We start from the raw sequence: 22,240 nt of genomic DNA, 5'->3' as shown, positions 1-22,240 counted from the left end.
CGATTGGATAAGTACCATGCCAATTCCTTCGAAACATTCATGAACAAAACTTTAATCATCGCAGAAAAACCTTCTGTTGCAGCCGATATCGCCCGTGCCCTCGGAGGCTTCACCAAGCACACTGATTATTTTGAAAATGATCAGTACGTCATATCGTCTGCAGTAGGCCACTTACTCGAATTGATCATTCCGGAAGAATATGAAGTCAAGCGGGGCAAATGGAGTTTTGAAAATCTGCCCGTTATTCCGCCACATTTCGACCTGAACCCGATCGAGAAAACCTCAACGCGCCTTAAACTTCTCAGCAAGCTCATCAAACGCAAAGATATCGATACGCTCATCAATGCCTGCGATGCGGGGCGCGAAGGCGAGCTGATTTTTTATTATATTCTGCGCCATGTAGGCGCGAACAAACCGGTCAAGCGACTGTGGCTGCAATCGATGACCCCTGATGCCATTCGTGAAGGCTTCACCAAATTGCTGGACAATTCTGAAGTAGAATCATTGGCGGCTGCGGCAGTCAGTCGCTCCGAGTCGGACTGGCTGGTAGGAATAAATGGTACTCGGGCAATGACCGCATTCAATTCCCAAGAAGGCGGTTTTCACAAAACCACCGTCGGGCGTGTGCAAACCCCTACATTGGCCATCTTGGTTGAGCGTGAAGAAAAGATCAAAAAATTTCGCCCCCAAGATTACTGGGAAATTCAGGCTACGTTTGGGGCCGATCAAGGCAGCTATACCGGTAAATGGTACGATGAAAAATTCAGCAAAGATAAAGTCAATCATGAACTAAAACCGGAGCGGCTGTGGAAAAAGGAAGCTGCCGAACTGATTCGAGACAAATGTCAGGGAAAAACCGGACAGGTGTTCGAAGAAAGCAAACCGAGCAAAGAGGTCTGTCCATTGCTGTATGATTTGACCAGCTTGCAGCGCGATGCCAATGGCCGTTTTGGTTTTTCTGCAAAAACAACGCTTGGGCTGGCGCAAGCGCTATATGAGAAACACAAGGTATTGACCTATCCGCGCACAGACTCACGAGCACTACCGGAAGATTACATCGCCACCGTCAAAGATACATTGCAAACGTTCGGACAGACTCCGTATGAAAAATTTGCCCAGCAGATTCTGGCTTCCAATTGGGTAACGCCGAATAAACGCATTTTCAACAATGCAAAAATTTCGGATCACTTTGCCATTATTCCGACCGCGCTCAATTCAACAAAACTGAATGAAGCCGAAGCAAAGCTTTACGATCTGGTTACCAAACGATTCTTGGCCATTTTTTATCCTGCCGCCGAATTTTTAATAACGACGCGCATCACGCGAGTTGAGAATGAGCCCTTCAAAACTGAAGGTAAGGTCATGGTCAATCCCGGCTGGCAAGCTGTATACGGCAAATCGGTCAAAGCAGATTCGGAGGATGAAGACGCAACGCTGATTGCCATTCCCCCTGGCGCACAGGTCAATACTGAAGAAATTGAAGTTATTGCCCATCAGACGCGTCCGCCGGCTCGATTTAATGAAGCAACGCTGCTTTCTGCGATGGAAGGTGCGGGTAAATTGGTCGAAGATGAAGAACTCCGCGCTGCAATGAGCGCCAAAGGCCTCGGTACGCCGGCAACCCGTGCGGCCATCATCGAAGGGCTGGTACTGGAAAATTACTTGCAGCGCGTGGGACGCGAACTCCATCCAACTGCCAAGGCTTTCTCATTGATCACTTTATTGCGTGGCCTCAAGATTCCGGAATTGATTTCTCCTGAATTGACTGGAAATTGGGAATATCAGCTCCGCCAGATCGAACAGGGTCAACTGAAACGGACTGCGTTCATGGAAAAAATTGCCGAAATGACGCGCCATATCGTTGAGCAGGCAAAATCCAGTCGTGGCGAGACGATTGCCGGAGATTTCTCCACCTTGAAATCCCCTTGCCCGAAATGCGGCGGCGTGGTGCATGAAACCTACAAAAAATTTCAATGCCAGAAATGTGATTTCGCGCTTTGGAAAATCCTCGCAGGACGCCAATTTGAAGTCGGTGAAATGGAAACCTTGATCACTCAACATGAAGTAGGGCCGCTGCAGGGTTTTCGCAGCAAGATGGGACATTCTTTTAATGCCATGATCAAACTCACTGATACGTTTGAAATGAAATTCGATTTTGGCAATAACGAAGAAACCCAAGAGGATGTGGATTTTAGCGATCACACCCCACTGGGCAAATGTCCTCAATGTGGTCACTCCGTGTATGAGCACGGCCTGCATTATGTTTGCGAGAAATCTGTGGGCGCTGCTCGCACGTGCAAATTCAAAATGAGCAAAATCATCCTTGAGCGTGCGATAGAGCGAGAACAAATTGCTAAATTGCTGGAAACAGGAAAAACAGACTTACTCACGAAATTCATCTCTAAGAAAGGCAGACCTTTCTCAGCCTACCTTGTCAGAGGCGCCGATGGAAAAATAGGGTTTGAGTTCGAACAAAAAAGCCCCAAGAAACCAATCCAATCAAAAGCTAAGTCCAAGTCAACGCAGACAAAATCATCTGATAAAACGGCTACTTGAAATAGTTCCCAGGAATCTGGAAGATCTCGATTCCTTGCAATGTCTATTGCCGAACACATCATCGGAAAGATATTCGGGTTATCCATCGATATGCCCCGAATATCGATAAATTCAATACAAAATACGTTATGTATAAAAATTAATGATGTACTTGATGACTCCTCCCGATCCCATGATGATCATGATGAGTCCTCCTACGATCGCCGCACCTTCTATGATGATCGACGTAAAGGCACGTAACGTACTTTCAAACTCCTCTTCTCCCAGCACATTTTTTCGGTTTTCTCTGCGGCTCTTTACCCATAGCTGTAGCCAGATGGCGACAGGAATGACGAGTAACGAAAACATCAAAGCAATTTCTGCATCTTCCATTCAAAACCTCTATTATAAATAACAAACCAAACCATCGTCCTATCGAAAGACAGTGCATTGAACTGTCGACATATGCCCCTCCAAAATTCAGGGTGATAGATTACCTGAAACTATATCCATTGATAAAGATTTTTCAGAATGAAATTAATTCAAATATAGACCTAAATGAACGAGTAATTCCGAAAGTGAATAAAATTAGGCTCATCAGATTCTTATGAGATATCATTGGCAAATTTGTATACCTTCCCCTCATGAATTCGCTTGATCTTCCTCATGTAAGAAATGCCCATGGCGCTGTGCAGTTGCCTGGATCAAAAAGCATTTCCAACCGGATCTTATTATTGGCGGCATTGGCGGAAGGCACGACCCTCATTGAGGACTTATTGGCATCGGACGACACCGAGCGTATGCTTGAGGCGCTGATCAAACTTGGTATTTCAATCACACCGTTGGATCCTCACACCTATCGAATAGTTGGCGGAAAGGGTGCTTTTCCCATCACACAAGCTGATCTTTTTCTGGGGAATGCCGGCACCGCTTTTCGACCTTTGACCGCAGTGTTGTCGCTATTGCAAGGGCATTATCGGTTATCAGGCGTTGCCCGCATGCACGAACGTCCGATTGCTGACTTGGTGGACGCATTGCGGCAATTGGGTGCTGATATTACTTACCTTGGGGAACCAGGTTTTCCGCCTTTGGAGATCAAGCCTATCCACTCGTCGAACACTGACAGAAACTCAGTTACCGTTCGAGGAGATGTTTCCAGCCAATTTCTGACTGGATTGCTGATGGCCTTACCACTCAGCAAAAAGGCTTCCGTTATCGATGTCGCCGGCACGCTCATTTCACAACCCTATATTGAATTGACGCTTGCGCAAATGCGGCGTTTTGGAGTGAAGGTCGAGCGAAATGGCTGGCAGCAATTCGTCATTCCGGCGCAACAGGTTTACCGCAGCCCCGGTCGAATTATGGTTGAAGGTGATGCCTCATCCGCTTCTTATTTCCTTGCGGCCGGGGCCATCGGCCATGGTCCGGTACGCGTCCAAGGAGTCGGACGTGATAGCGCACAGGGTGACATCCAGTTTGCCACTGCATTGGAAAAGATGGGGGCGAATATCAGCATGGGAGAAAATTGGATCGAAGCAAGCAGTCCGGTCAATGGTTATGAAAAGAAATGTTTGCGCGGCATTGATTTGGATTGCAATCATATCCCCGATGCGGCCATGACGCTCGCGGTCGTGGCATTGTTTGCCGAAGGCGCCACGACACTGCGCAATATTGCGAGCTGGCGCTTGAAAGAAACCGATCGCCTCACCGCAATGGCTCATGAATTGCGCAAACTGGGCGCAACCATCGAAGAAGGCCATGATTATTTGCGTATTGCCCCCCCTTCCGACGGATTATTGCCGCATGCCGACATTGACACCTACGATGATCACCGAATGGCAATGTGTTTCTCGCTGGCCTCGTTTGGCGCTCCGCTGCGTATTAATGATCCCGATTGTGTGGCAAAAACATTTCCGGATTATTTTAAAGAATTTTCGCGGATTGTCTTTCCATGAATGTGCTTAAATTTCTCACCACGATTTAATTCTTAATTAACGACGCTCGATGAAAAACGACTCCAACATTCCCGTCATCGCCATAGATGGCCCTTCCGCTTCCGGCAAAGGCACTATCGCGCAGTTAGTAGCACAGAAACTGGGCTTTCACTACCTCGATAGTGGCGCACTGTATCGACTGGTCGCTTTGAAAGCGATGCAATCCCATGTCGACATTGACGACATCGCAACGCTTGTGGATATCGCCAGGAACTTGAACGTGACATTCGGCAATGATGACATTGCCTTAGATGGTTATATTGTCACCAATGATATTCGCACTGAAAAATGCGGTATTCTGGCGTCTCAATTAGCAACTTATCCTCAAATCCGCACAGCATTGACTGATCGCCAGCGCGACTTTCGTCAACTTCCTGGATTAGTCACTGATGGACGCGATATGGGGTCTGTCATCTTCCCTGACGCCATTCTTAAAATATTTTTAACCGCGAGCGCTGAAATTCGTGCACAACGACGATATAAGCAGTTGATAGAGAAAGGAATGGATGCTAACATCTGCGACTTGTTGCAAGATATTCAACAACGTGACGAACGGGATCGCAATCGCAGCACTGCCCCTCTGATGCAGGGAACAGATGCCCGATTATTGGACACTACGTCACTCACCATTGCCCAGGCACAAGAGAAAGTATTGTGCTGGTATAATGAAATCTGTGCAAAAATCCCCGTTTGAACATGCATTGACAATATTTCTGCTGACATAAGGGAAATAGAAAACTGTGAATGTGTTTCAGACATTTTATTAACTAACCCATTGGCCTAGCGCAAGCCAAGGCTGATATTAATCAGGTATTTTTATAATGACTACTGCTTCCTCCGCAACTCAAAAATCCCCAGAAAGTTTTGCTGCACTCTTTGAAGAAAGTCTCTCACGCCAGGAAATGCGCGTCGGCGAAGTCATCACGGCTGAAGTCGTTCGCGTTGATTATAATATCGTTGTCGTTAACGCCGGGCTCAAATCCGAAAGTTTCATTCCTGTCGAAGAATTTAAAAATGATCGTGGCGAGATCGAAGTAAAACCTGGTGATTTTGTCAGTGTTGCCATTGAATCCCTGGAAGATGGTTATGGAGAAACACGTCTTTCTCGTGACAAAGCGAAACGTCTGACCGCCTGGCATGACTTGGAAGAAGCCATGGAAAGCGGCAAGATCGTCACCGGCATGGTAAATGGTAAAGTCAAAGGCGGTTTAACCGCCATGATCAATGGCATTCGTGCATTTTTGCCAGGTTCGCTGGTGGACATTCGCCCCGTCAAGGACACGACCCCTTATGAAAATAAGGAAATGGACTTCAAGGTCATCAAGCTGGATCGCAAGCGTAATAATGTGGTGGTCTCCCGTCGCGCGGTATTGGAAGCGACCCAGGGCGCCGACCGCGAAACATTGTTGTCGAATCTCCAAGAAGGTGCGATCGTCCATGGCGTAGTCAAAAATATCACTGATTATGGCGCCTTTGTCGATTTGGGCGGCATTGATGGTTTGCTGCACATCACTGATTTGGCTTGGCGTCGCGTCAAGCACCCTTCCGAGGTCGTCAACATCGGCGATGAAGTTACCGCCAAAGTGCTCAAATTCGATCAGGAAAAAAACCGCGTTTCACTGGGCATGAAACAATTGAGCGAAGATCCATGGGTTGGCCTGTCGCGACGTTACCCTGCCCGCACCCGTTTATTCGGCAAAGTCACCAATCTGACGGATTACGGCGCATTCATTGAGATCGAGCAAGGCATCGAAGGACTGGTTCATATTTCTGAAATGGATTGGACGAACAAAAATGTCTACCCATCCAAAATCGTTCAACTCGGCGATGAAGTTGAAGTGATGATACTCGAAATTGACGAAGAACGTCGCCGCATATCGTTGGGCATGAAACAATGCCAGCCTAATCCATGGGAAGAATTCGCCGCATCTCATGAAAAAGGCGATAAAGTAAGCGGGCAAATCAAATCAATCACTGACTTCGGTGTATTCATCGGCTTACCAGGCAATATTGACGGCCTTGTGCATTTATCGGATCTATCCTGGAATCAGCCCGGAGAAGAGGCAGTTCTTAACTATAAAAAAGGCGATGAAGTCGAGGCGCTGATTCTATCGATCGACGTCGAGCGCGAACGCATCTCGCTGGGAATCAAGCAATTGGAAGGTGATCCTTTCACCAGCTTTGTTGCAGAACATGATAAAAACAGCATCATTGAAGGGACCGTAAAATCCATTGATGCGAAAGGCGCCGTGATTGCATTGACCGATGAGGTCGAAGGCTATTTACGCGCATCCGAAGTTTCCCGTGATCGTGTTGAAGACATCCGTACCCATCTAAAAGAAGGAGACAAAGTCGAAACCATGATCATCAATCTTGATCGAAAAAATCGCACCATCAATCTTTCTATCAAAGCAAAAGACAAATCTGATGAAACCAGTGCTTTGCAAAAAATCAAAACACCTGCAAATGCCGGAACCACCAGTCTGGGTGCTTTACTGAAAGCCAAAATGGACAGTAAAAATACTGAGCAATAAGGAATATTCATGACAAAATCGGAATTAATCACACGACTTGCGGCACGCTTCCCGCAATTGGTGACGAAAGATGCTGAGCTCTCTGTCAAAACGATTATCGATGCCATGGCCAAAAGCCTGTCTCAGGGCCAGCGCATCGAGATCCGTGGATTTGGCAGTTTCGATCTCAACTATCGGCCACCCCGCATCGGTCGCAACCCCAAATCAGGAGAGAAAGTCAAAGTACCTGAAAAATACGTCCCACACTTCAAGGCAGGCAAAGAAATGCGTGAGCGTGTTGATTACAAATCAAAAAAATAATTGCATCTTATAGAAGATGATCCAATACGGTCATCTGTTCCGGGTAATTGATTGACGGGCTGTAGTTCACTCAATCAATTATCCGAAGTTATCTGAGCTGCCCAAGATTAGAACGAACATTATTGGATTACTTTTCATTCTTAATTAATTCGTACGGATTGAACTCATTATGATGAATCTGATGACATGGATTTTGCGTATTGTGGTTTTTGTAATTTTGGCCGTATTTGCTTCCAAAAACTCGCAACCGGTGACACTTCAGTACTACCTGGACAAATCGCTTGAACTTCCGCTTAGTGTCGTGCTCTTGATTTTCTTCGCTCTAGGCATTTTCATTACCTTATTGTTTGGGCGCCGCGCTGATTGCTGATCTCTTCTACCTTGAAGAATCCGCGCATCATTGTCGCGCTTGATTTCAACAGTGCCGGAGAGGCGTTATCTCTGGCCGATCGGCTTCATCCTGAGTTATGTCGCCTCAAAGTCGGCAAAGAATTGTTTACCGCCGCAGGGCCTCAGCTCGTCGAAAAATTGATAGCGAAGGGCTTTGACGTATTCCTCGATTTAAAATTCCACGATATTCCGAACACCGTCGCCAGCGCTTGCAAAGTTGCGCATGATTTGGGCGTTTGGATGGTCAACGTGCACGCGCTGGGTGGACGGAAGATGCTGCAAGCCGCAAGAAGTGCCATTCCTGAGAATTCCACCAGGCTGATCGCCGTCACCCTGCTTACCAGCATGGACCAGGATGATCTTGAAGACATTGGATTACAAGGAGAACCCGCTCAGATTGTCGGACGATTGGCGCGATTGGCGAGCGATTGCGCATTGGATGGCGTTGTTTGCTCGGCATTGGAAGCAACGCATCTGCGGCAATTACTGGGCAAGGATCTTTGCTTGGTAACGCCGGGCATTCGGCTCTCAGGAGGAGAAGCAGCTGATCAAAAGCGAATCACGACACCGCAACAGGCCATTCAGAATGGCTCCGATTATCTGGTCATAGGCAGACCGATTACCCAAGCCACCGATCCCCTGCTGGTCTGCCAACAGATCAATTCAGAAATAGCCTGCTTCCAACAAACAAGTTAATTGGTGACGCCTACTAAGGTTGATCGGTTGACTCCTTCAGAGTAGCTTTACCAAAGCCGCGATAACGGCTACTTGCCCCAAAACCAGTCCGACACTCCATTTAATTAATCGATTCTCCATTTCCATCAAATCACTTTTTGAAACTGATTGAGTATCCATAGCTTCAGTAAACGCATCTTTTTGTGCTTCTGCGATAGCCGCTGCCTGATCGCGTGGCATACCTACTTTTCTTGAGCTTTTCGAGAAATTTTGAGATATCAAAAGTCACAGATGCCATTACTCAACCTTTTAACGGCTATAGCTGAAAACCTCAATCTCACTTCCAATAATTTTTCCTGCTGAATGTATTATTTGATTTCGCAAACGCCAGGGCAATCTTTATTTCTCGATAAAAAGTGATACCAGAATAAAAAAACCACCCAATTGCTTGGGTGGTTTTTGTTTTTGAAGTTTAACTTTATTTTCTAATCTTAGAAACCGAAGTTAGCCAAAGTTACACCGGTAACACCAGCTAGTTCTACAACAGCATCATCAGTTGATGTAAAGTTACCATCTTTGTTGGCATCCACGAATACAAACGTACTGCCACCGTTGGTACCGATTGCAACACCGCGGTCTTGACCACCTGATGCGAAGAAGTCTGTTACAGATAAAGTCGATCCATCAACTGCAGAGTTAGCTAAAGCGCCTTTGTTAGCCAACGCAGAAGCTTGCTGACCGGTAAATCCTGCAACACCCACATCGATGACGTCGAGCTGACCGGCAACACCGAAGCCGGTAATGATGTCATGCCCATCGGTAGTTGCATTCAATTGCGAATCGGTTGCTGCATTCAGAATGATGGTATCAACTGCACCTGTTCCTAATGTAATATTATCCGCCCCGCCGTTACCGGTAATGGTGTCTCCGCCGTCGGTTCCCGTGTAGACATCATTTCCTGCACCACCGATAAATTCAACGCCATCAGCAGCGCTCGCATCGACTGTCAATGCACCGGTTAAGGTACTGGCGTCAATTTTGTTGAGTGCAGCCGCGGTCAGGGTGGTAATTTCCAAACCAGCAGTTCCGCTGACATTGATCGTTTCAACGGCATCGCCATCTAATGCAGTGATTGTATTAAAGTAATCAGTGCTATCTGCTTCAGCGTCAGCTTCAGAAATATTAGAAACGATATTAAAGGTTTCGATGTCATCGGCTGCAAATGAATCCACGAAGACTAAGCCATCAGCGGATGTATCATCACTTCCATCCAATGCGTTCAATGTCAGGGAAGCAGCATCTGCGGTTCCGGTTGCATCGGCCAATGCATAAGTCAGATCATTTCCAAGTACCAAGTCGGTTTCTGCTTCTGCATTGACTGTGATTGTGGCATCTGCAACTGCATTTGTAATATCGGCGTTTCCTGCAAGCGCTGCACCTATGGTTACTGCCGTCAAGCCGGGCAGATTTTCCATATCATAGACACCCTGTCCACCACCGATTTCCAGCGTTTCAAAATTGGAATACACATCTGCGGCATCCGCATTCAGCCACGTGCCATTGGTAACAGCTAATGTATCGGCGGTACCTTCTCCAGCATCGGCAGTAGCGCCAGCAGTCGATATTCCAGCAATCGTCAACGAATCATCGCCTGCGCCCAGATTCACAGCAGCATTAGCAGCCAACGCAGCGGTATAAGTAATGTCATCATTACCTGTTCCACCATCAACAGTAACTGCTGCGCCATTCACGGTTGCAGTTACGCCACCTGAATTTTCAGTTGCAGTTAAAGTTTCCAATACGGTGAATGGGGTCACCAATTCGACACTACCTGTGCCGGTAATGGTCGCCGCAGTAGTAACGCCTCCCGAACCTTGCGTAACGACATTCGTTCCAGTCGCAGCGACATTCAGTGTTTCAACTGAAGTTAAGCCAGCGATGGTAGCAAATGCATTGCTTGCCGACAGATTCAGCGTGGTTGCACCATCATCCAACGTAACCGTATTGGAAACATCCGCATCACCAAAAGCAGCCAAATCTAGATTTAAGCTCGTTGCGGTATTACCAACAAAGATGGTGTCTTGTTTTTGATTTCTAACAGACAAATCAGCTACGTCACCAATATTACTAACCGTTCCGACGTCGGTGCTCGAATTAACAGTAATTGCCTGAACACCTGTTGCATTGTTGAGATCAAGCGTATCAGCACTGGTAAAACGCACATTAATATTTTCAATATTAGCTAGCAGGGGCGTTGCGCCATCATTTGATAATGTCGCAGTTAATGTATCTTTAGTTCCAGCACCGCCGTCGAGCTTGTCTACGGACTCAAGCGAATTGACTGGAGCTCCATTATTGTCTTGTGTAACCAGCGCCTTGAAGATGTCATCTCCAGCCGTACCCGTCAGATTGTCTTCCCCTATTACCAAATTAAATTCCTGACCTGAACCAGTCGGAACGCCACTTTCATTCAGCGCATTTTGAACGTCGGTTGGAGTATATTCGCGATCTCCGGTCACTTTGCTCAACACCGTTTGCAGTAACGCCAAATCGGTTGATCCCGCTTGAGATGAATAGGCTGCAGCAACTTTTACTTTATTAGCCAGCAGGGTCGCTGTGGAAACGAATTCTTCCGCAGGCGATCCTTCCAGATAATTGATCGCATCGATGACGATCTTACCGAATCCTTCTCCTGCCGTCAGTTTGGCAAGGAAGTATTCTTTGGCTTGTGAACCAGGGCTGGCAGGATCATCATCCGCCGCCAGACCGAAATGGCTCAACAGTACATCCACTTGTTCGTCCGTCGTTACTTTACCGCCGATAATGCTGGTTTTAAATAAGGAGTGAGCGGCTAACAAGTCAGCTAACTGTTCGGTGGAAGCACCACCTTCGATCACTGCTGCGAGGTCAGGTAAGTAAACATTACCTGGCGCTCCGTTAAACAAACCAACAGTTACCTTCAAAATATCATCACGTTGTTCTGGTGTTATAGCCATGGGAGCTCCCTCAAATAAAATTAATGAAAATAACAAAAGTAAATTACTTGCAAGTTTTCACTTTGATTCTATGAACTTCTGCGCTACCAACCGACTTACTAGCAGAAAATACCACAAAAGCCAAGTTGAGGTGCATTCTGCCCAAAACCACATTGCTTTGCAAGTATACAGCCGAAGTTGATAAATCATATGTGGTTTATTTGCAACAAGCCTATTTATGCTCAGAAGATTTCACTATCATCGATATTCATCAGGATGAGATCCGCTAACCGGCTCACAACAGGGCATCTACTTTGTTATGAATTTTTCTTTCAATTAAATGGACAGGCAATTTATTGTATAGTGCTAACACTATTTATATTCTGACATCTCATAATAATCCCTTGCATCCTCCCACACACTATTTATTCCGAATTTTCCTGGCCTTGAAATGGCATTATCCTTTAGTTGCTCAAATGATCAAACGGGAAGTACTGGGGCGCTATCGGGGTTCAATTTTAGGACTATTGTGGTCGTTCGTTAACCCCATTCTGATGCTCGCGGTGTATACCTTCGTGTTCAGCATCGTCTTCGAAGTGCGTCTGGATCAAACCCAGACGCTTTATGACGATAAATTTGCATTTGCGCTACTATTATTTGCCGGATTAATTATTTTCAATCTATTTTCGGAATGTGTTTCACGCGCACCGGGATTGATACTCGCCAATGTCAATTATGTCAAAAAAATCATTTTCCCTCTGGAAATCCTGCCGTGGATAACGTTAGGATCAGCATTGTTTCATGCTGGAATCAATTTTCTGGTTTTATTTGTTTTTTTGATGCTCACTGATCATCCGATACACGCCACGCTGATTTACTTACCCATCATCATTTTGCCATTTCTCCTGCTCATCATGGGATTATCATGGTTGTTGGCATCCATAGGCGTTTTCGTCCGTGACATCAGCCAATTCATCGGCTTGGTTTTGACGGTATTACTATTTATGAGCCCTATTTTTTATCCGGCCTCGGCACTCCCAGAATCAGTGCGTGATTATTTATTCTTGAATCCATTGACGTTCATTATTGAGCAGGTCCGCAGCGTCACGTTATACGGTCGATTACCCGATTGGCAGGGTCTGATGATTTATTATGGTCTGGCGTTATTCGTTGCCTGGGGTGGTTTGATGTGGTTCGAAAAAACCCGCAAAGGATTCGCGGATGTCCTTTAGCGGTTGGAACTCTGAGACGGCGATCAGCGCTCATGGATTATCGAAATGTTATCAGTTGTATCCGCATCCCAAGGATCGCCTGAAACAATTCTTATGGCCTCATCGTTGGTTGGGAGCGCGGCAATACTACCGGGAACTCTGGGCGCTGCGGGATATTGACTTAACCATACGGCACGGCGAGGTCATCGGCATCGTAGGTCAAAATGGTTCTGGAAAATCGACGTTATTGCAATTGGTATGCGGCACATTGACGCCCACCCAGGGCGAAGTGCAGATCAATGGACGGGTGGCAGCATTGTTGGAGCTGGGCGCCGGATTCAATCCCGAGTTCACCGGCCGCGAAAACGTTCACATGAGCGCCGCCATCATGGGCTTAAGCGCCACTGAAATCGCCGAGCGTCTTGAAGAGATCATTGATTTCTCGGGGGTCCGGGATTTCATAGATCAGCCCGTCAAAACCTATTCCAGCGGCATGTTCGTTCGGCTGGCATTTTCTGTCGCCATCAGCGTGGATCCGGATATTCTTGTGATCGATGAGGCGTTATCCGTCGGCGACGGCGCTTTCGCACGAAAATCATTCACTCGCATCATGCAAATGCGTGACGCAGGAAAAACCATTCTGTTTTGCTCACACTCATTATTTCAGGTTGAATCATTATGCACGCGCGCGCTATGGATTCATCAAGGCCAAATCGTCCTGGATGGGGAATCGGCTCAGGTCGTCACTGCGTATCAGGCATTTTTGGACAAGAATTCCAGCGATCCGACGCTCGAGGCACCACTTGCTCCCTCCATCACATTGACATCCGAACGGCACACGATCTCCGGCAGCGCTCATCTGGACAAAATCAAACTGCGCACGCAAGATATTGATATCGATGGCGCTCCGCTCACCAGCGGAGAATCCAGCCTCAGCGTGGAAATTTCTTTCGTTTCCGATCCCACCTTGCCGTGCCCTACTCTTGCGATGGCACTGCAAACCAAAGAAGGCCGAATCATTACCAGTGCAGCGACCTGGGAAGATGACTTCAATGTACATCGTTCAGCGGACGGATACGGACAGGTTTGCCTCACTCTTGATCAATTACCCCTGCTCAAAGGGGAATATTCGGTCAGCGCCTATCTGCTTTGCGAGCGCGGCCTGCATCTGTATGATGCCGCAGAACGCGTAGCTACCCTGCAAATACGACAGAAAGGCCGCTTACAAGGCTATTTCTCGATCCCACATCGATGGGACAATACCGCCAGTGAGAGCAGCGCACCCACTCAAAATTGATCAATCTGATAGCACTCAATGCGTATTTCCTTCCAGGAATCTTATCGGTTGATTGTCATTGAGCTCAAAAATATACGCATCCGCTCTACAAATAACGATTTGAACATTCCTTACGCCGAATGCACCCATTAGCACCATTTTCAATCAATCTGCTGTTGACGCGATTGCCAGCACCGCCATGCCACCTGCTCGCAATCGGCGCGGGATTCGAAGCTTCTTCATCGCTGCTCGACCGGCAAGGTTACCGCGTCCGATACATAAGCTCTGTAGCACAGCAATCCACGACTGATCCAGCACAATCCACGGACTCCGGCACATTCATCCACAGCCATGCCGGCGGAAATTTTGCAGCGCCAGCAGAGCGCTTTGATGGATTGTTAGTGGCGCAGCCCGTTGAACCATTGATTATTTTCAATCTCGCCATCGATTACTTGTCTCTGGCTGGGGATTTGGTGATCATCGATCAGTTCGTGCACATGTATGATGCCCCCAGTTCCAATCACTTTCCTGTCCTGAAAGAAATCATCGCGCTGGCGGAACGATGTGGTTTCGAACTGCTGGAATGCATCGATGTACCCAGAGAACATGCGCTCGCTGTCGAAAAAACCAGCGACGATCTCGACCTGCTCCTTGATCCTCCAACATCAGTCAAAGCCCCCACTTATTCATTTCACGAGAACCATCGTTCTGGCATTTTTGCATTGCTTCATTTCAGAAAAAAAATGCTGCCGAAGTGGCGCATCCGTATTCTTGAAAAAGCACAGATCGATGACATGCGCAGCCTGTTCAGAAAAACCTTTCATCACGACATGAGCCGCGCGTTCTGGGAATGGAAATATGATGACTCGTCGGCGCGGGCAGTGGGAATCTGGGAAGGCCATCAATTGATTGCCCATTATGGCGGCATGGGCCGAAGAATACTCTATTTTGGTCAACCGCAAACCGCCGTTCAGATCGGTGATGTGATGGTCGATTCGAGCAAGCGTGGCGTTTTGACCAAGAAAGGCCCTATTTTTTTAATGATGGCCACTTTTCTGGAACGCTATATCGGTTATGGTAAACCCTATTTCATTGGATATGGATTTCCAAACGACCGGCACATGAAATTGGCCGAACTGCTGGGATTATATGCGGATGTCGGGTATATGGTTGAATGTTCTTGGAGCCCTCATTCGCGATTACCGCTTTGGAGCACGCGTTTACGATTAATCCAGAAAACACCGACCGATGCCGAAAAAAAGGCGATCGATTCGTGCTGGCAGCGCATGGCCGCAGATCTACAAGGAGCGATCATAGGCATCCGGGACTGGCGTTATCTCGAACACCGGTATCTGAATCACCCCGCCCACGACTATCAATTCTTGATCATGAAGAATCGCTTGAGTAGCAAGGTCCGGGGTATTTTCGTGTTGCGGCTCGTCCCGGAAGGATGTGAACTGGTTGATTGTGTCGCTGCATTGAGCGACATTCCATTACTGATCACGCATGCCCGACGATTGGCAGGCATGCAGGGCGCTGCTCGGCTGTTTTGTCGAATCACCGCAAATTTCGCTCATCTATTTAAGGTTGCCGGCGGGATTCAGCACCCCATCAATATTCGCATACCCACCAATATCTGGAGCAATGGCCCCTCTGCTGCAGTAATCAAGGATCATTGGTGGTTGATGAGTGGCGATATGGATTTTCGCTGATGAACGGCTCATGGGTTGCCGCTTCTCCGATGCTGAGGTAGGAATTCATGCGGTGTTCAGGTTAAAATACCCGGGCTTTTTCACACCGGCAACACAACCCAACATTACGAACTGAGATTTTCTTGGAAAATATCCTCGTCCCTTTTCAAGCTACACCCCATATTTCCTGCACACAAGCTCTAGTGTTCGCCCCCCACCCCGACGATGAAGTATTCGGCTGCGGCGGCGCCATCATGCGGCATATCGAGCACAATACGCCGGTGCAGGTCATCATATTAACTGATGGTTCCTATGGCGTCAGCGATGAAAATATGGCTGAGTACATATCGCAACGCCAGCAAGAAAGCATTGCAGCCGCATTGATTATGGGTTATGGCACCCCGAGATTCTGGCATTACCCCGACCGTCAGATTGAGTATGGGGAAAAACTCATCCAAGAAATTCTCGCAGCCATCCGTGAATCCGGTGCTGATTTGATCTATGCGCCATCAATTTTCGAGATGCATCCTGATCATCGCGCTGTCGGCATGGCTGTGCTTGAAGCTGTCAGAAGAATCGCAACAACGTTACGCGCTGCGTTATACGAAATAGGCATCCCTCTTCATCCCAATCAATTGCTGGACATCAGCTCTTTAGTTGAACGCAAGGCTCGGGCAATGGAGTGTTTCGTTTCCCAAAACACCCGTCAACGTTACGATCAACATATCGCTGCCCTAAATCGTTTCCGTACTTATACGTTGCCTGCCGATGTGACGGCGGCCGAAGCTTATCTTCTGGTTTCAACCGAAGAACTCACGCTCGATCCTCTAAAGCTTTATCAATCCGAACACGCACGTCAAACGGAGTTAGGATTGGCGCTCGATCGCAGTGATATTCCATTGGTCAGTATCATCATCCGCAGCATGGATCGCGACACACTCTCCGATGCACTGGATTCTATCGCCTTGCAAACCTATTCGCATATCGAAGTCGTAGTGGTAAATGCCAAAGGCGACGCTCACCGCGATCTGGGAGAATGGTGCGGACGTTTTCCGTTGCGAATGGTCGACCATCAAGCGCACCTGGGCCGCAGCCGGGCCGCCAACATCGGCCTGCAAGAAGCCAGGGGTGATTACCTGATTTTCCTGGACGATGATGATTGGATTGAAGCAGATCATATCGATGCGTTGACTCAAGCCATTAAAAATCACCCTGAAGTCAAACTCGTTTACAGTGGGGCAAAGTGTGTCGATGAACACAAAAATCCGTTGCCGACAAAATTTTCTTCCTCATTTGACCGTACACAGCTCCTCGCGGGTAATTATATCGTCATTCACGCCGCGTTGTTTGCGCGGGAATTGCTCGATCTGGGCTGTCGCGTCGATGAAACGCTTGATTTGTATGAAGACTGGGATTTTTGGATACAACTATCCATGCACACCGATTTCCTCTTCGTTGATAAATTGAGTGCGGTTTATCGAATTACTCAACGAACGGGTTTTGGCGTCAATGCCGATCCTCGGATCGTCGAGCAAGCCAGCTTGGTACTTTTCAAAAAATGGCTGCCTCGTTTGCGAGAAGACGAGCTGACCAAACTAATGACACGCATTCATCTCAACCTTGCCAAAGATCATCACATCAGAGATCAACAGCTTTATATACAAGCCAAAGAACAGCAATTAACAACACTTGAACAACATATTCACGATCAGAATCAACGGCTGCTGTCCCAAGAACAGCAGATCAACGACCAGCAACGGCTAATCACAACCCAAGCCCAGGAAATAACCAGCCAACATCAGCAATTCATCAAACAATCGAAGATTCTTCAAGAAGTGCTCATGTCCAATAGCTGGAAAATTACCCGTCCGCTGAGAGGATTAGTCTTGACCATCCGGTGGATACGCACGCTTGCACAGAAAGTCAGCGCAACACTGAAATACCATGGTAGTTTCATCGGATTGATCAGCAGAATTCTGGCTATCGTGAAACAAGAAGGGATTAAATCCTTGGCCTACAGGATGATGCGATTCTTCTCTTGGCAGCAATCTCTTCAGAACGACGGCGATACATATCAAGAGTGGACTCGCCGCTATGACACATTGTCAGATGCATCGCGTTCCCAGCTGCAGGCCCGTTTGAAAAAATTTGCACAGAAACCATTGATTTCGTTGGTGGCAGCTATTCATAACCCAAATCCAGAGTGGTTAAAAACATGGATAGAAGCGGTTCAAAAACAAATTTACCCCCATTGGGAATTATGCATTGCAGATAATGATTCCACCGATGGCTCGATTCGCTCCCTGCTGGAGGAATATACGCGCCATGATGCACGCATCAAAATAATTTGGCATTCGAACAAGATTAATACTGCCTCAGCCGTTAATAGCGCGCTCGACATCGCTCAGGGTGAATGGATCGGTTTATTCGATCCCGATAGCTTAATAAGCGAAGATGCGTTGTTTTGGATATTGGATGTATTGAATAAAAAACAGGATATTGCGTTGATATATTCGGACGAAGATCAGCTCGATGTGCAAGGCAAAAGAACAACTCCTTATTTCAAATGTGACTGGAATCAAGAATTGTTCTATTCTCATCATTTTTTTGCTCATCTTGGGATATTTCGCGCCGACTTGTTGCGAGAAATCGGTGGATTCAGGGCTGAATTTGAGGCCGCTGCCGATTACGATCTGGCGCTACGTTTCATTGAGCGAATTTCTGCTGCACAAATTCATCATATTCCCCGCATCCTCTATCATGTCCGCGCCCCAAGTCATCCGACCGGCACATCAACCATCGATTCAGATGTTCAGATGGCCGGACTCAGAGCACTCAACGAACATTTTCAACGCCGGGGAATACTAGCCACAGCGGAATCCAACGGTGCTTACTATCGGGTACGATATGCTCTACCCAATGATCAGCCCTCAGTGACATTGATCATACCGACCCGAAATGGCGTGCAGTTGCTTCGTCAATGCATTACGAGCATCATCGAAAAAACAACCTACCAAAACTATGACATCCTCATTGTTGATAATAATTCCGATGATGCGGCTACGTTGCAGTACTTCAGCGAATTGGAAGAAAAGGGCCACGCCCGCATTCTCAGGGATAGCCGTCCTTTCAATTACTCCGCCCTGAACAATAATGCCGTTCGGCATGCCCGCGGTGAGTTCGTCGGCCTGCTGAACAACGACGTGGAAGTCATTACCCCGGACTGGTTATCTGAAATGCTTGCGATTGCGGCGCAGCCCGGCGTCGGCGCGGTTGGTGCAAGACTGTGGTATCCCGATGACACGCTGCAGCATGGCGGCGTCATTTTAGGTCTTGGAGGGATTGCAGCGCATTCTCACAAACATCTGCCGCGCCAAAAGGCCGATCAGTCTGTACGGGTCAGTTGTACTCAGAACCTTTCAGCCGTGACCGCGGCTTGCCTGCTCGTCCGGAAATCCATTTACGAGCAAGTGGGCGGATTGGAAGAACAGAATCTGCAAGTTGCATTCAATGACGTCGACTTCTGCCTGCGGTTACTGGAAGCGGGTTATCGCAACGTGTGGACACCTCACGCCGAGCTTTATCATCATGAATCAGCAACGCGCGGTTATGAAAACACACCAGAAAAAATGGCGCGGTTTCGTACCGAAATTGAATACATAAAACAACGATGGAGCCATTTATTATTTAACGATCCCGCTTACAATCCGAATTTAACACTGGATCGGGAAGATTTTTCCTTGGCAGATCCACCGCGGCGGGAAATATTGAATTAATGCCGTTAAGCATCGGGAGATTCGTGAAAAATTCCTATTGCAAGTTTGGAGACTTTGAACGCTGATATCATACCGGTCATCGTGACCTACAATCCTGAGCAGAGCGCTTTGCTGGCCAGCCTCAAAGAGCTACTGGCCCAAGCCGAAACTGTCGTCGTGGTCGATAATGGTTCGAATACCTCTATCGATGCTATGTTGCAGTACCTTCCCATTTCCAACAGGCACAATGTCAGGCTCATCGCATTCGAGCAAAATTATGGGCTGGGCAAAGCCTATAACGCCGGCATCGCCTTGGCGAAGGAGTTAAATGCTGCCTTTGTTCTCTTCATGGATCAGGACAGCGTTCCGGAATCAAATATGCTGGCTGAATTGCACTCCGCTTTCATGAGCCTGGAGGAACAGGGAAAATCAGTTGCTGCAGTCGGCCCGCGCTATCGCGATCATGCGACCAACAGGTTATCCGAATTTGTTGCCGTTGGTTCATGGAGTCTGACACGGCTACGTTGTGAATCATCCTTCCATTACGTGCGAGCAGATTTCATCATATCGTCCGGGTCACTGATTTCGTTGGGAGCGCTGGATCGGATTGGCGATATGGACGAGGATTTATTCATCGATCATATCGATACCGAATGGTGTTTTCGGGCAAAAGCCAACGGATTTGATATTTATGGCGTTTGTAACGCAATCATGCTGCATTCATTGGGGGAACGGCGCATTCTCGTCTGGTGGGGCCGCTGGCGATCGATCTCGATCCATCAACCTTTCCGTTATTATTATATGTTCAGGAATAGCGTTCTATTATGGCAGCGCCCTTATATGCCCACGACGTGGAAACGCGCTGACAAGATACGGATGTTCTGTTTTTTCTGGTTTTTCCTGATCGTGTCGCCCAACAGAAGGGCGAATGTCGGTATGATGCTCAGAGGTCTCAAGGACGGTTTCCGGGAAAAATCCGGGAGGCTCTGAAAATGCAAGAAAACCTCCAATGAATACCGCGATGCAGCATTTGCAACCGGTCAGTGTCGTTATCGTGAACCATAACGCCGGATCACTGATTATCCAGTGCGTTCAGGCAGCGCTTGAACAAGCGCAAGAAGTCATTGTAGTGGATAATGCATCAGCCGACTCAAGCTCAGACAATCTGAGGCGTTGCTTCTCGCAAAACAGCCGTTTTTCATTGATTCTATCGGATAGGAACCTCGGTTTCTCGGCAGGTTGCAATCGCGGAATGGTTGCGGCAACGCAACCGTATATTCTTTTCCTGAATCCGGATTGCCTGTTGAGTGCTGAGTCACTGAAGATCATGGTGGAAGCCCTGCAATCAAACTCCGCAATCGGCATGGTGGGCGGTTATTTGATCAACCCCGACGGTTCGGAACAAGGGGGTGGACGGCGCGCGATCCCTTCCCCGTGGCGCGCTTTTGTGCGCGGATTTGGCCTATATCGCCTGCAGAAATTCTGGCCGCACTTATTTTTTGATTTCCATCTCCATACCCAGCCCTTGCCAATCAAGCCGATTGAGGTCGAGGCCATTTCGGGCGCGCTCATGCTGGTCAGGCGCGACGCCATCCATGCTGTTGGAGGATGGGATGAAGGCTACTTCTTACATTGCGAAGATTTAGATTTATGCCTGCGGTTTAGCGAGAAAAAATGGAAAATTATTTTTGTGCCCAATGCACCGGTAACCCATTTTCAAGGTACGTGCAGTCATACCCGGCCATACTTTGTAGCTTGGCACAAACACAGAGGCATGGTGCGCTTCTATCAAAAATTCTTTCGTCAGCACTATCCTATCTACGTCATGGGATTGATCACCGGCGGTGTATGGCTTCGCTTCGGTATCAGCGTGCTATTCTATGCAGCGCGGGACATCTACCAATGGCTCCGGTTCAAGCATGAATAAACAGGTCGGTATACTAGGCGCCACCAGCCTGGTAGGCGAGCAGTTATTACGACAAATGACGCAACAGGGCTGGCACATCACGGCCTTTTCTCGCGATCCGATGACTGATCTTCATCCCCAGATTGAATGGCGGCGGCTTAACTGCTCAGATTCAGAAAACAAAACAATCGCAGAAAAGGACATTCCTTTTTGGGTGTGTGTTGCTCCAATTTGGGTATTACCAGCATATTTCGATCTCTTATTATCATATGGCGCGCGGCGAATTGTTGTATTATCGTCCACCAGTCGCTTCACAAAACGTACTTCATGCGATATGAATGAACAAAAAATTGCCGGCCAAATCATTTCAGGTGAAGAACAGGTACAATTCTGGGCAAGCACTCATCATATTGAATGGATCATTTTGCGCCCCACTCTGATTTATGGCGACGGGCGCGATAAAAATATCGCTGAAATCGCACGGTTCATTCAACGTTTTAAATTTTTCCCGGTGTTCGGATCTGCGCAAGGATTACGACAACCGATTCATGCCGCTGATGTTGCGACAGCCTGCGTCAGCGCATTGAACACGCCCTCGGTAGCAAATCATTGCTATAACTTGACGGGAGGGGAAACTGTATCGTACCGAGAAATGGTAACGCGCATATTCAAAGCGCTTGGTCATATGGTTCGTATCGTTACGATACCGCTTTGGTTTTTTCGCATCGTGCTGTGGGGATTACGTTGTCTGCCCCGATACCAGCACTGGACAGTGGCCATGGCAAAACGCATGGATCAGGATTTGATCTTCGATGGGTGTGACGCAAAACGCGATTTGAACATCGTTCCTCGGCCATTTAACGTCAGCGTCGATGATTTGCCTAGGCAAAATGGCTAGTGGAAAACTATAATTGCAATTGATTCAATGCTGATAACTCTGCAGCGCAATTAGGAGATGATACTTTTTTATGATATCCATAGGTTGCTCCATTGCTTAA

General features: G+C 47.6%; 17 protein-coding genes. 14 read left to right on the top strand and 3 right to left on the bottom strand.

What is annotated here, in order from left to right:
- Window positions 1–39: 39 nt before the first annotated feature.
- The gene (locus tag ABF87_RS13590; protein ID WP_160829655.1) at window positions 40–2,556 is read left to right on the top strand and encodes a DNA topoisomerase III; all 2,517 of its coding nucleotides are present in this window, start codon (window positions 40–42) and stop codon (window positions 2,554–2,556) included.
- Window positions 2,557–2,682: 126 nt separating this feature from the next.
- On the opposite strand, the gene ABF87_RS13585 is transcribed toward ABF87_RS13590, so the two are convergent.
- The gene (locus ABF87_RS13585) at window positions 2,683–2,928 is read right to left on the bottom strand and encodes a hypothetical protein (RefSeq protein ID WP_160829654.1); all 246 of its coding nucleotides are present in this window, start codon (window positions 2,926–2,928) and stop codon (window positions 2,683–2,685) included.
- A gap of 251 nt (window positions 2,929–3,179) precedes the next feature.
- Between ABF87_RS13585 and aroA the strand changes: the two genes are divergently transcribed.
- The 6 genes from aroA to pyrF all read left to right on the top strand — a co-directional run bounded on the left by aroA (window position 3,180) and on the right by pyrF (window position 8,449).
- On the top strand, window positions 3,180–4,490 hold the full coding sequence (aroA, locus tag ABF87_RS13580; protein WP_160829653.1) for a 3-phosphoshikimate 1-carboxyvinyltransferase: 1,311 nt from the start codon (window positions 3,180–3,182) through the stop codon (window positions 4,488–4,490).
- A gap of 49 nt (window positions 4,491–4,539) precedes the next feature.
- Complete coding sequence (cmk, locus tag ABF87_RS13575; RefSeq protein WP_160829652.1) at window positions 4,540–5,223, top strand: (d)CMP kinase; 684 nt, start codon at window positions 4,540–4,542, stop codon at window positions 5,221–5,223.
- Window positions 5,224–5,350: 127 nt separating this feature from the next.
- Window positions 5,351–7,063: a 30S ribosomal protein S1 gene (gene rpsA, locus ABF87_RS13570; RefSeq protein WP_160829651.1), complete on the top strand. Its 1,713-nt coding sequence runs from the start codon at window positions 5,351–5,353 to the stop codon at window positions 7,061–7,063.
- 9 nt (window positions 7,064–7,072) lie between these two features.
- The gene (locus ABF87_RS13565) at window positions 7,073–7,363 is read left to right on the top strand and encodes an integration host factor subunit beta (RefSeq protein WP_160829650.1); all 291 of its coding nucleotides are present in this window, start codon (window positions 7,073–7,075) and stop codon (window positions 7,361–7,363) included.
- Window positions 7,364–7,532: 169 nt separating this feature from the next.
- A complete protein-coding gene (locus tag ABF87_RS13560) occupies window positions 7,533–7,733 on the top strand; it encodes a LapA family protein (RefSeq protein ID WP_160829649.1) in 201 nt (66 codons plus the stop codon).
- An 11-nt stretch (window positions 7,734–7,744) separates the two neighbouring features.
- Complete coding sequence (pyrF, locus tag ABF87_RS13555) at window positions 7,745–8,449, top strand: orotidine-5'-phosphate decarboxylase (protein ID WP_160829679.1); 705 nt, start codon at window positions 7,745–7,747, stop codon at window positions 8,447–8,449.
- A gap of 36 nt (window positions 8,450–8,485) precedes the next feature.
- Here pyrF and ABF87_RS13550 read toward each other — a convergent pair whose 3' ends face one another.
- Window positions 8,486–8,668 carry a hypothetical protein gene (locus tag ABF87_RS13550; RefSeq protein WP_160829648.1) on the bottom strand — a complete coding sequence of 61 codons (183 nt, stop codon included), beginning with the start codon at window positions 8,666–8,668 and terminating at the stop codon, window positions 8,486–8,488.
- Window positions 8,669–8,919: 251 nt separating this feature from the next.
- Window positions 8,920–11,424 (bottom strand): hypothetical protein, encoded by a 2,505-nt coding sequence (locus ABF87_RS13545; protein WP_160829647.1) that lies wholly within the window; start codon window positions 11,422–11,424, stop codon window positions 8,920–8,922.
- Window positions 11,425–11,879: 455 nt separating this feature from the next.
- Here ABF87_RS13545 and ABF87_RS13540 point away from each other — a divergent pair, with 455 nt between their 5' ends.
- The 7 genes from ABF87_RS13540 (at window position 11,880) to ABF87_RS13510 (ending at window position 22,140) form a co-directional block, all read left to right on the top strand.
- Window positions 11,880–12,635, top strand: coding sequence for an ABC transporter permease (locus tag ABF87_RS13540; protein WP_160829646.1), 756 nt, complete (start codon window positions 11,880–11,882; stop codon window positions 12,633–12,635).
- Window positions 12,625–13,911 (top strand): ABC transporter ATP-binding protein, encoded by a 1,287-nt coding sequence (locus ABF87_RS13535; RefSeq protein WP_160829645.1) that lies wholly within the window; start codon window positions 12,625–12,627, stop codon window positions 13,909–13,911. The genes ABF87_RS13540 and ABF87_RS13535 overlap by 11 nt, the downstream gene beginning before the upstream one ends.
- A 119-nt stretch (window positions 13,912–14,030) precedes the next feature.
- A complete protein-coding gene (locus tag ABF87_RS13530) occupies window positions 14,031–15,602 on the top strand; it encodes a GNAT family N-acetyltransferase (RefSeq protein ID WP_205012707.1) in 1,572 nt (523 codons plus the stop codon).
- Window positions 15,603–15,724: 122 nt separating this feature from the next.
- Window positions 15,725–19,357 carry a glycosyltransferase gene (locus ABF87_RS13525; protein ID WP_160829643.1) on the top strand — a complete coding sequence of 1,211 codons (3,633 nt, stop codon included), beginning with the start codon at window positions 15,725–15,727 and terminating at the stop codon, window positions 19,355–19,357.
- A gap of 54 nt (window positions 19,358–19,411) precedes the next feature.
- On the top strand, window positions 19,412–20,326 hold the full coding sequence (locus ABF87_RS13520) for a glycosyltransferase family 2 protein (RefSeq protein ID WP_160829642.1): 915 nt from the start codon (window positions 19,412–19,414) through the stop codon (window positions 20,324–20,326).
- A 19-nt stretch (window positions 20,327–20,345) separates the two neighbouring features.
- A complete protein-coding gene (locus tag ABF87_RS13515) occupies window positions 20,346–21,263 on the top strand; it encodes a glycosyltransferase family 2 protein (RefSeq protein WP_240143693.1) in 918 nt (305 codons plus the stop codon).
- Entirely contained in the window at window positions 21,256–22,140 is an 885-nt protein-coding gene (locus ABF87_RS13510; RefSeq protein WP_160829641.1) for an NAD-dependent epimerase/dehydratase family protein, read from the top strand. The genes ABF87_RS13515 and ABF87_RS13510 overlap by 8 nt, the downstream gene beginning before the upstream one ends.
- Window positions 22,141–22,240 lie beyond the last annotated feature (100 nt).

It is taken from the genome of Nitrosomonas sp. JL21 (genome assembly GCF_009833095.1).
Classification (GTDB): Bacteria; Pseudomonadota; Gammaproteobacteria; order Burkholderiales; family Nitrosomonadaceae; genus Nitrosomonas.
The sequence above is the reverse complement of the archived record's forward strand: the minus strand, read 5'-3'. Positions and strand labels throughout refer to the sequence as shown.

Bases quoted from the DNA above. Each gene is read 5' to 3' on its own strand.
- ABF87_RS13510 (WP_160829641.1), top strand. From the start codon at position 21,256: ATGAATAAACAGGTCGGTATACTAGGCGCCACCAGCCTGGTAGGCGAG.
- aroA (WP_160829653.1), top strand. From the start codon at position 3,180: ATGAATTCGCTTGATCTTCCTCATGTAAGAAATGCCCATGGCGCTGTG.
- cmk (WP_160829652.1), top strand. From the start codon at position 4,540: ATGAAAAACGACTCCAACATTCCCGTCATCGCCATAGATGGCCCTTCC.
- ABF87_RS13590 (WP_160829655.1), top strand. From the start codon at position 40: ATGAACAAAACTTTAATCATCGCAGAAAAACCTTCTGTTGCAGCCGAT.
- ABF87_RS13540 (WP_160829646.1), top strand. From the start codon at position 11,880: ATGATCAAACGGGAAGTACTGGGGCGCTATCGGGGTTCAATTTTAGGA.
- ABF87_RS13515 (WP_240143693.1), top strand. From the start codon at position 20,346: ATGAATACCGCGATGCAGCATTTGCAACCGGTCAGTGTCGTTATCGTG.
- ABF87_RS13585 (WP_160829654.1), bottom strand. From the start codon at position 2,928: ATGGAAGATGCAGAAATTGCTTTGATGTTTTCGTTACTCGTCATTCCT.
- rpsA (WP_160829651.1), top strand. From the start codon at position 5,351: ATGACTACTGCTTCCTCCGCAACTCAAAAATCCCCAGAAAGTTTTGCT.
- ABF87_RS13545 (WP_160829647.1), bottom strand. From the start codon at position 11,424: ATGGCTATAACACCAGAACAACGTGATGATATTTTGAAGGTAACTGTT.
- ABF87_RS13535 (WP_160829645.1), top strand. From the start codon at position 12,625: ATGTCCTTTAGCGGTTGGAACTCTGAGACGGCGATCAGCGCTCATGGA.
- ABF87_RS13550 (WP_160829648.1), bottom strand. From the start codon at position 8,668: ATGCCACGCGATCAGGCAGCGGCTATCGCAGAAGCACAAAAAGATGCG.
- ABF87_RS13560 (WP_160829649.1), top strand. From the start codon at position 7,533: ATGATGAATCTGATGACATGGATTTTGCGTATTGTGGTTTTTGTAATT.
- ABF87_RS13565 (WP_160829650.1), top strand. From the start codon at position 7,073: ATGACAAAATCGGAATTAATCACACGACTTGCGGCACGCTTCCCGCAA.
- ABF87_RS13530 (WP_205012707.1), top strand. From the start codon at position 14,031: ATGCACCCATTAGCACCATTTTCAATCAATCTGCTGTTGACGCGATTG.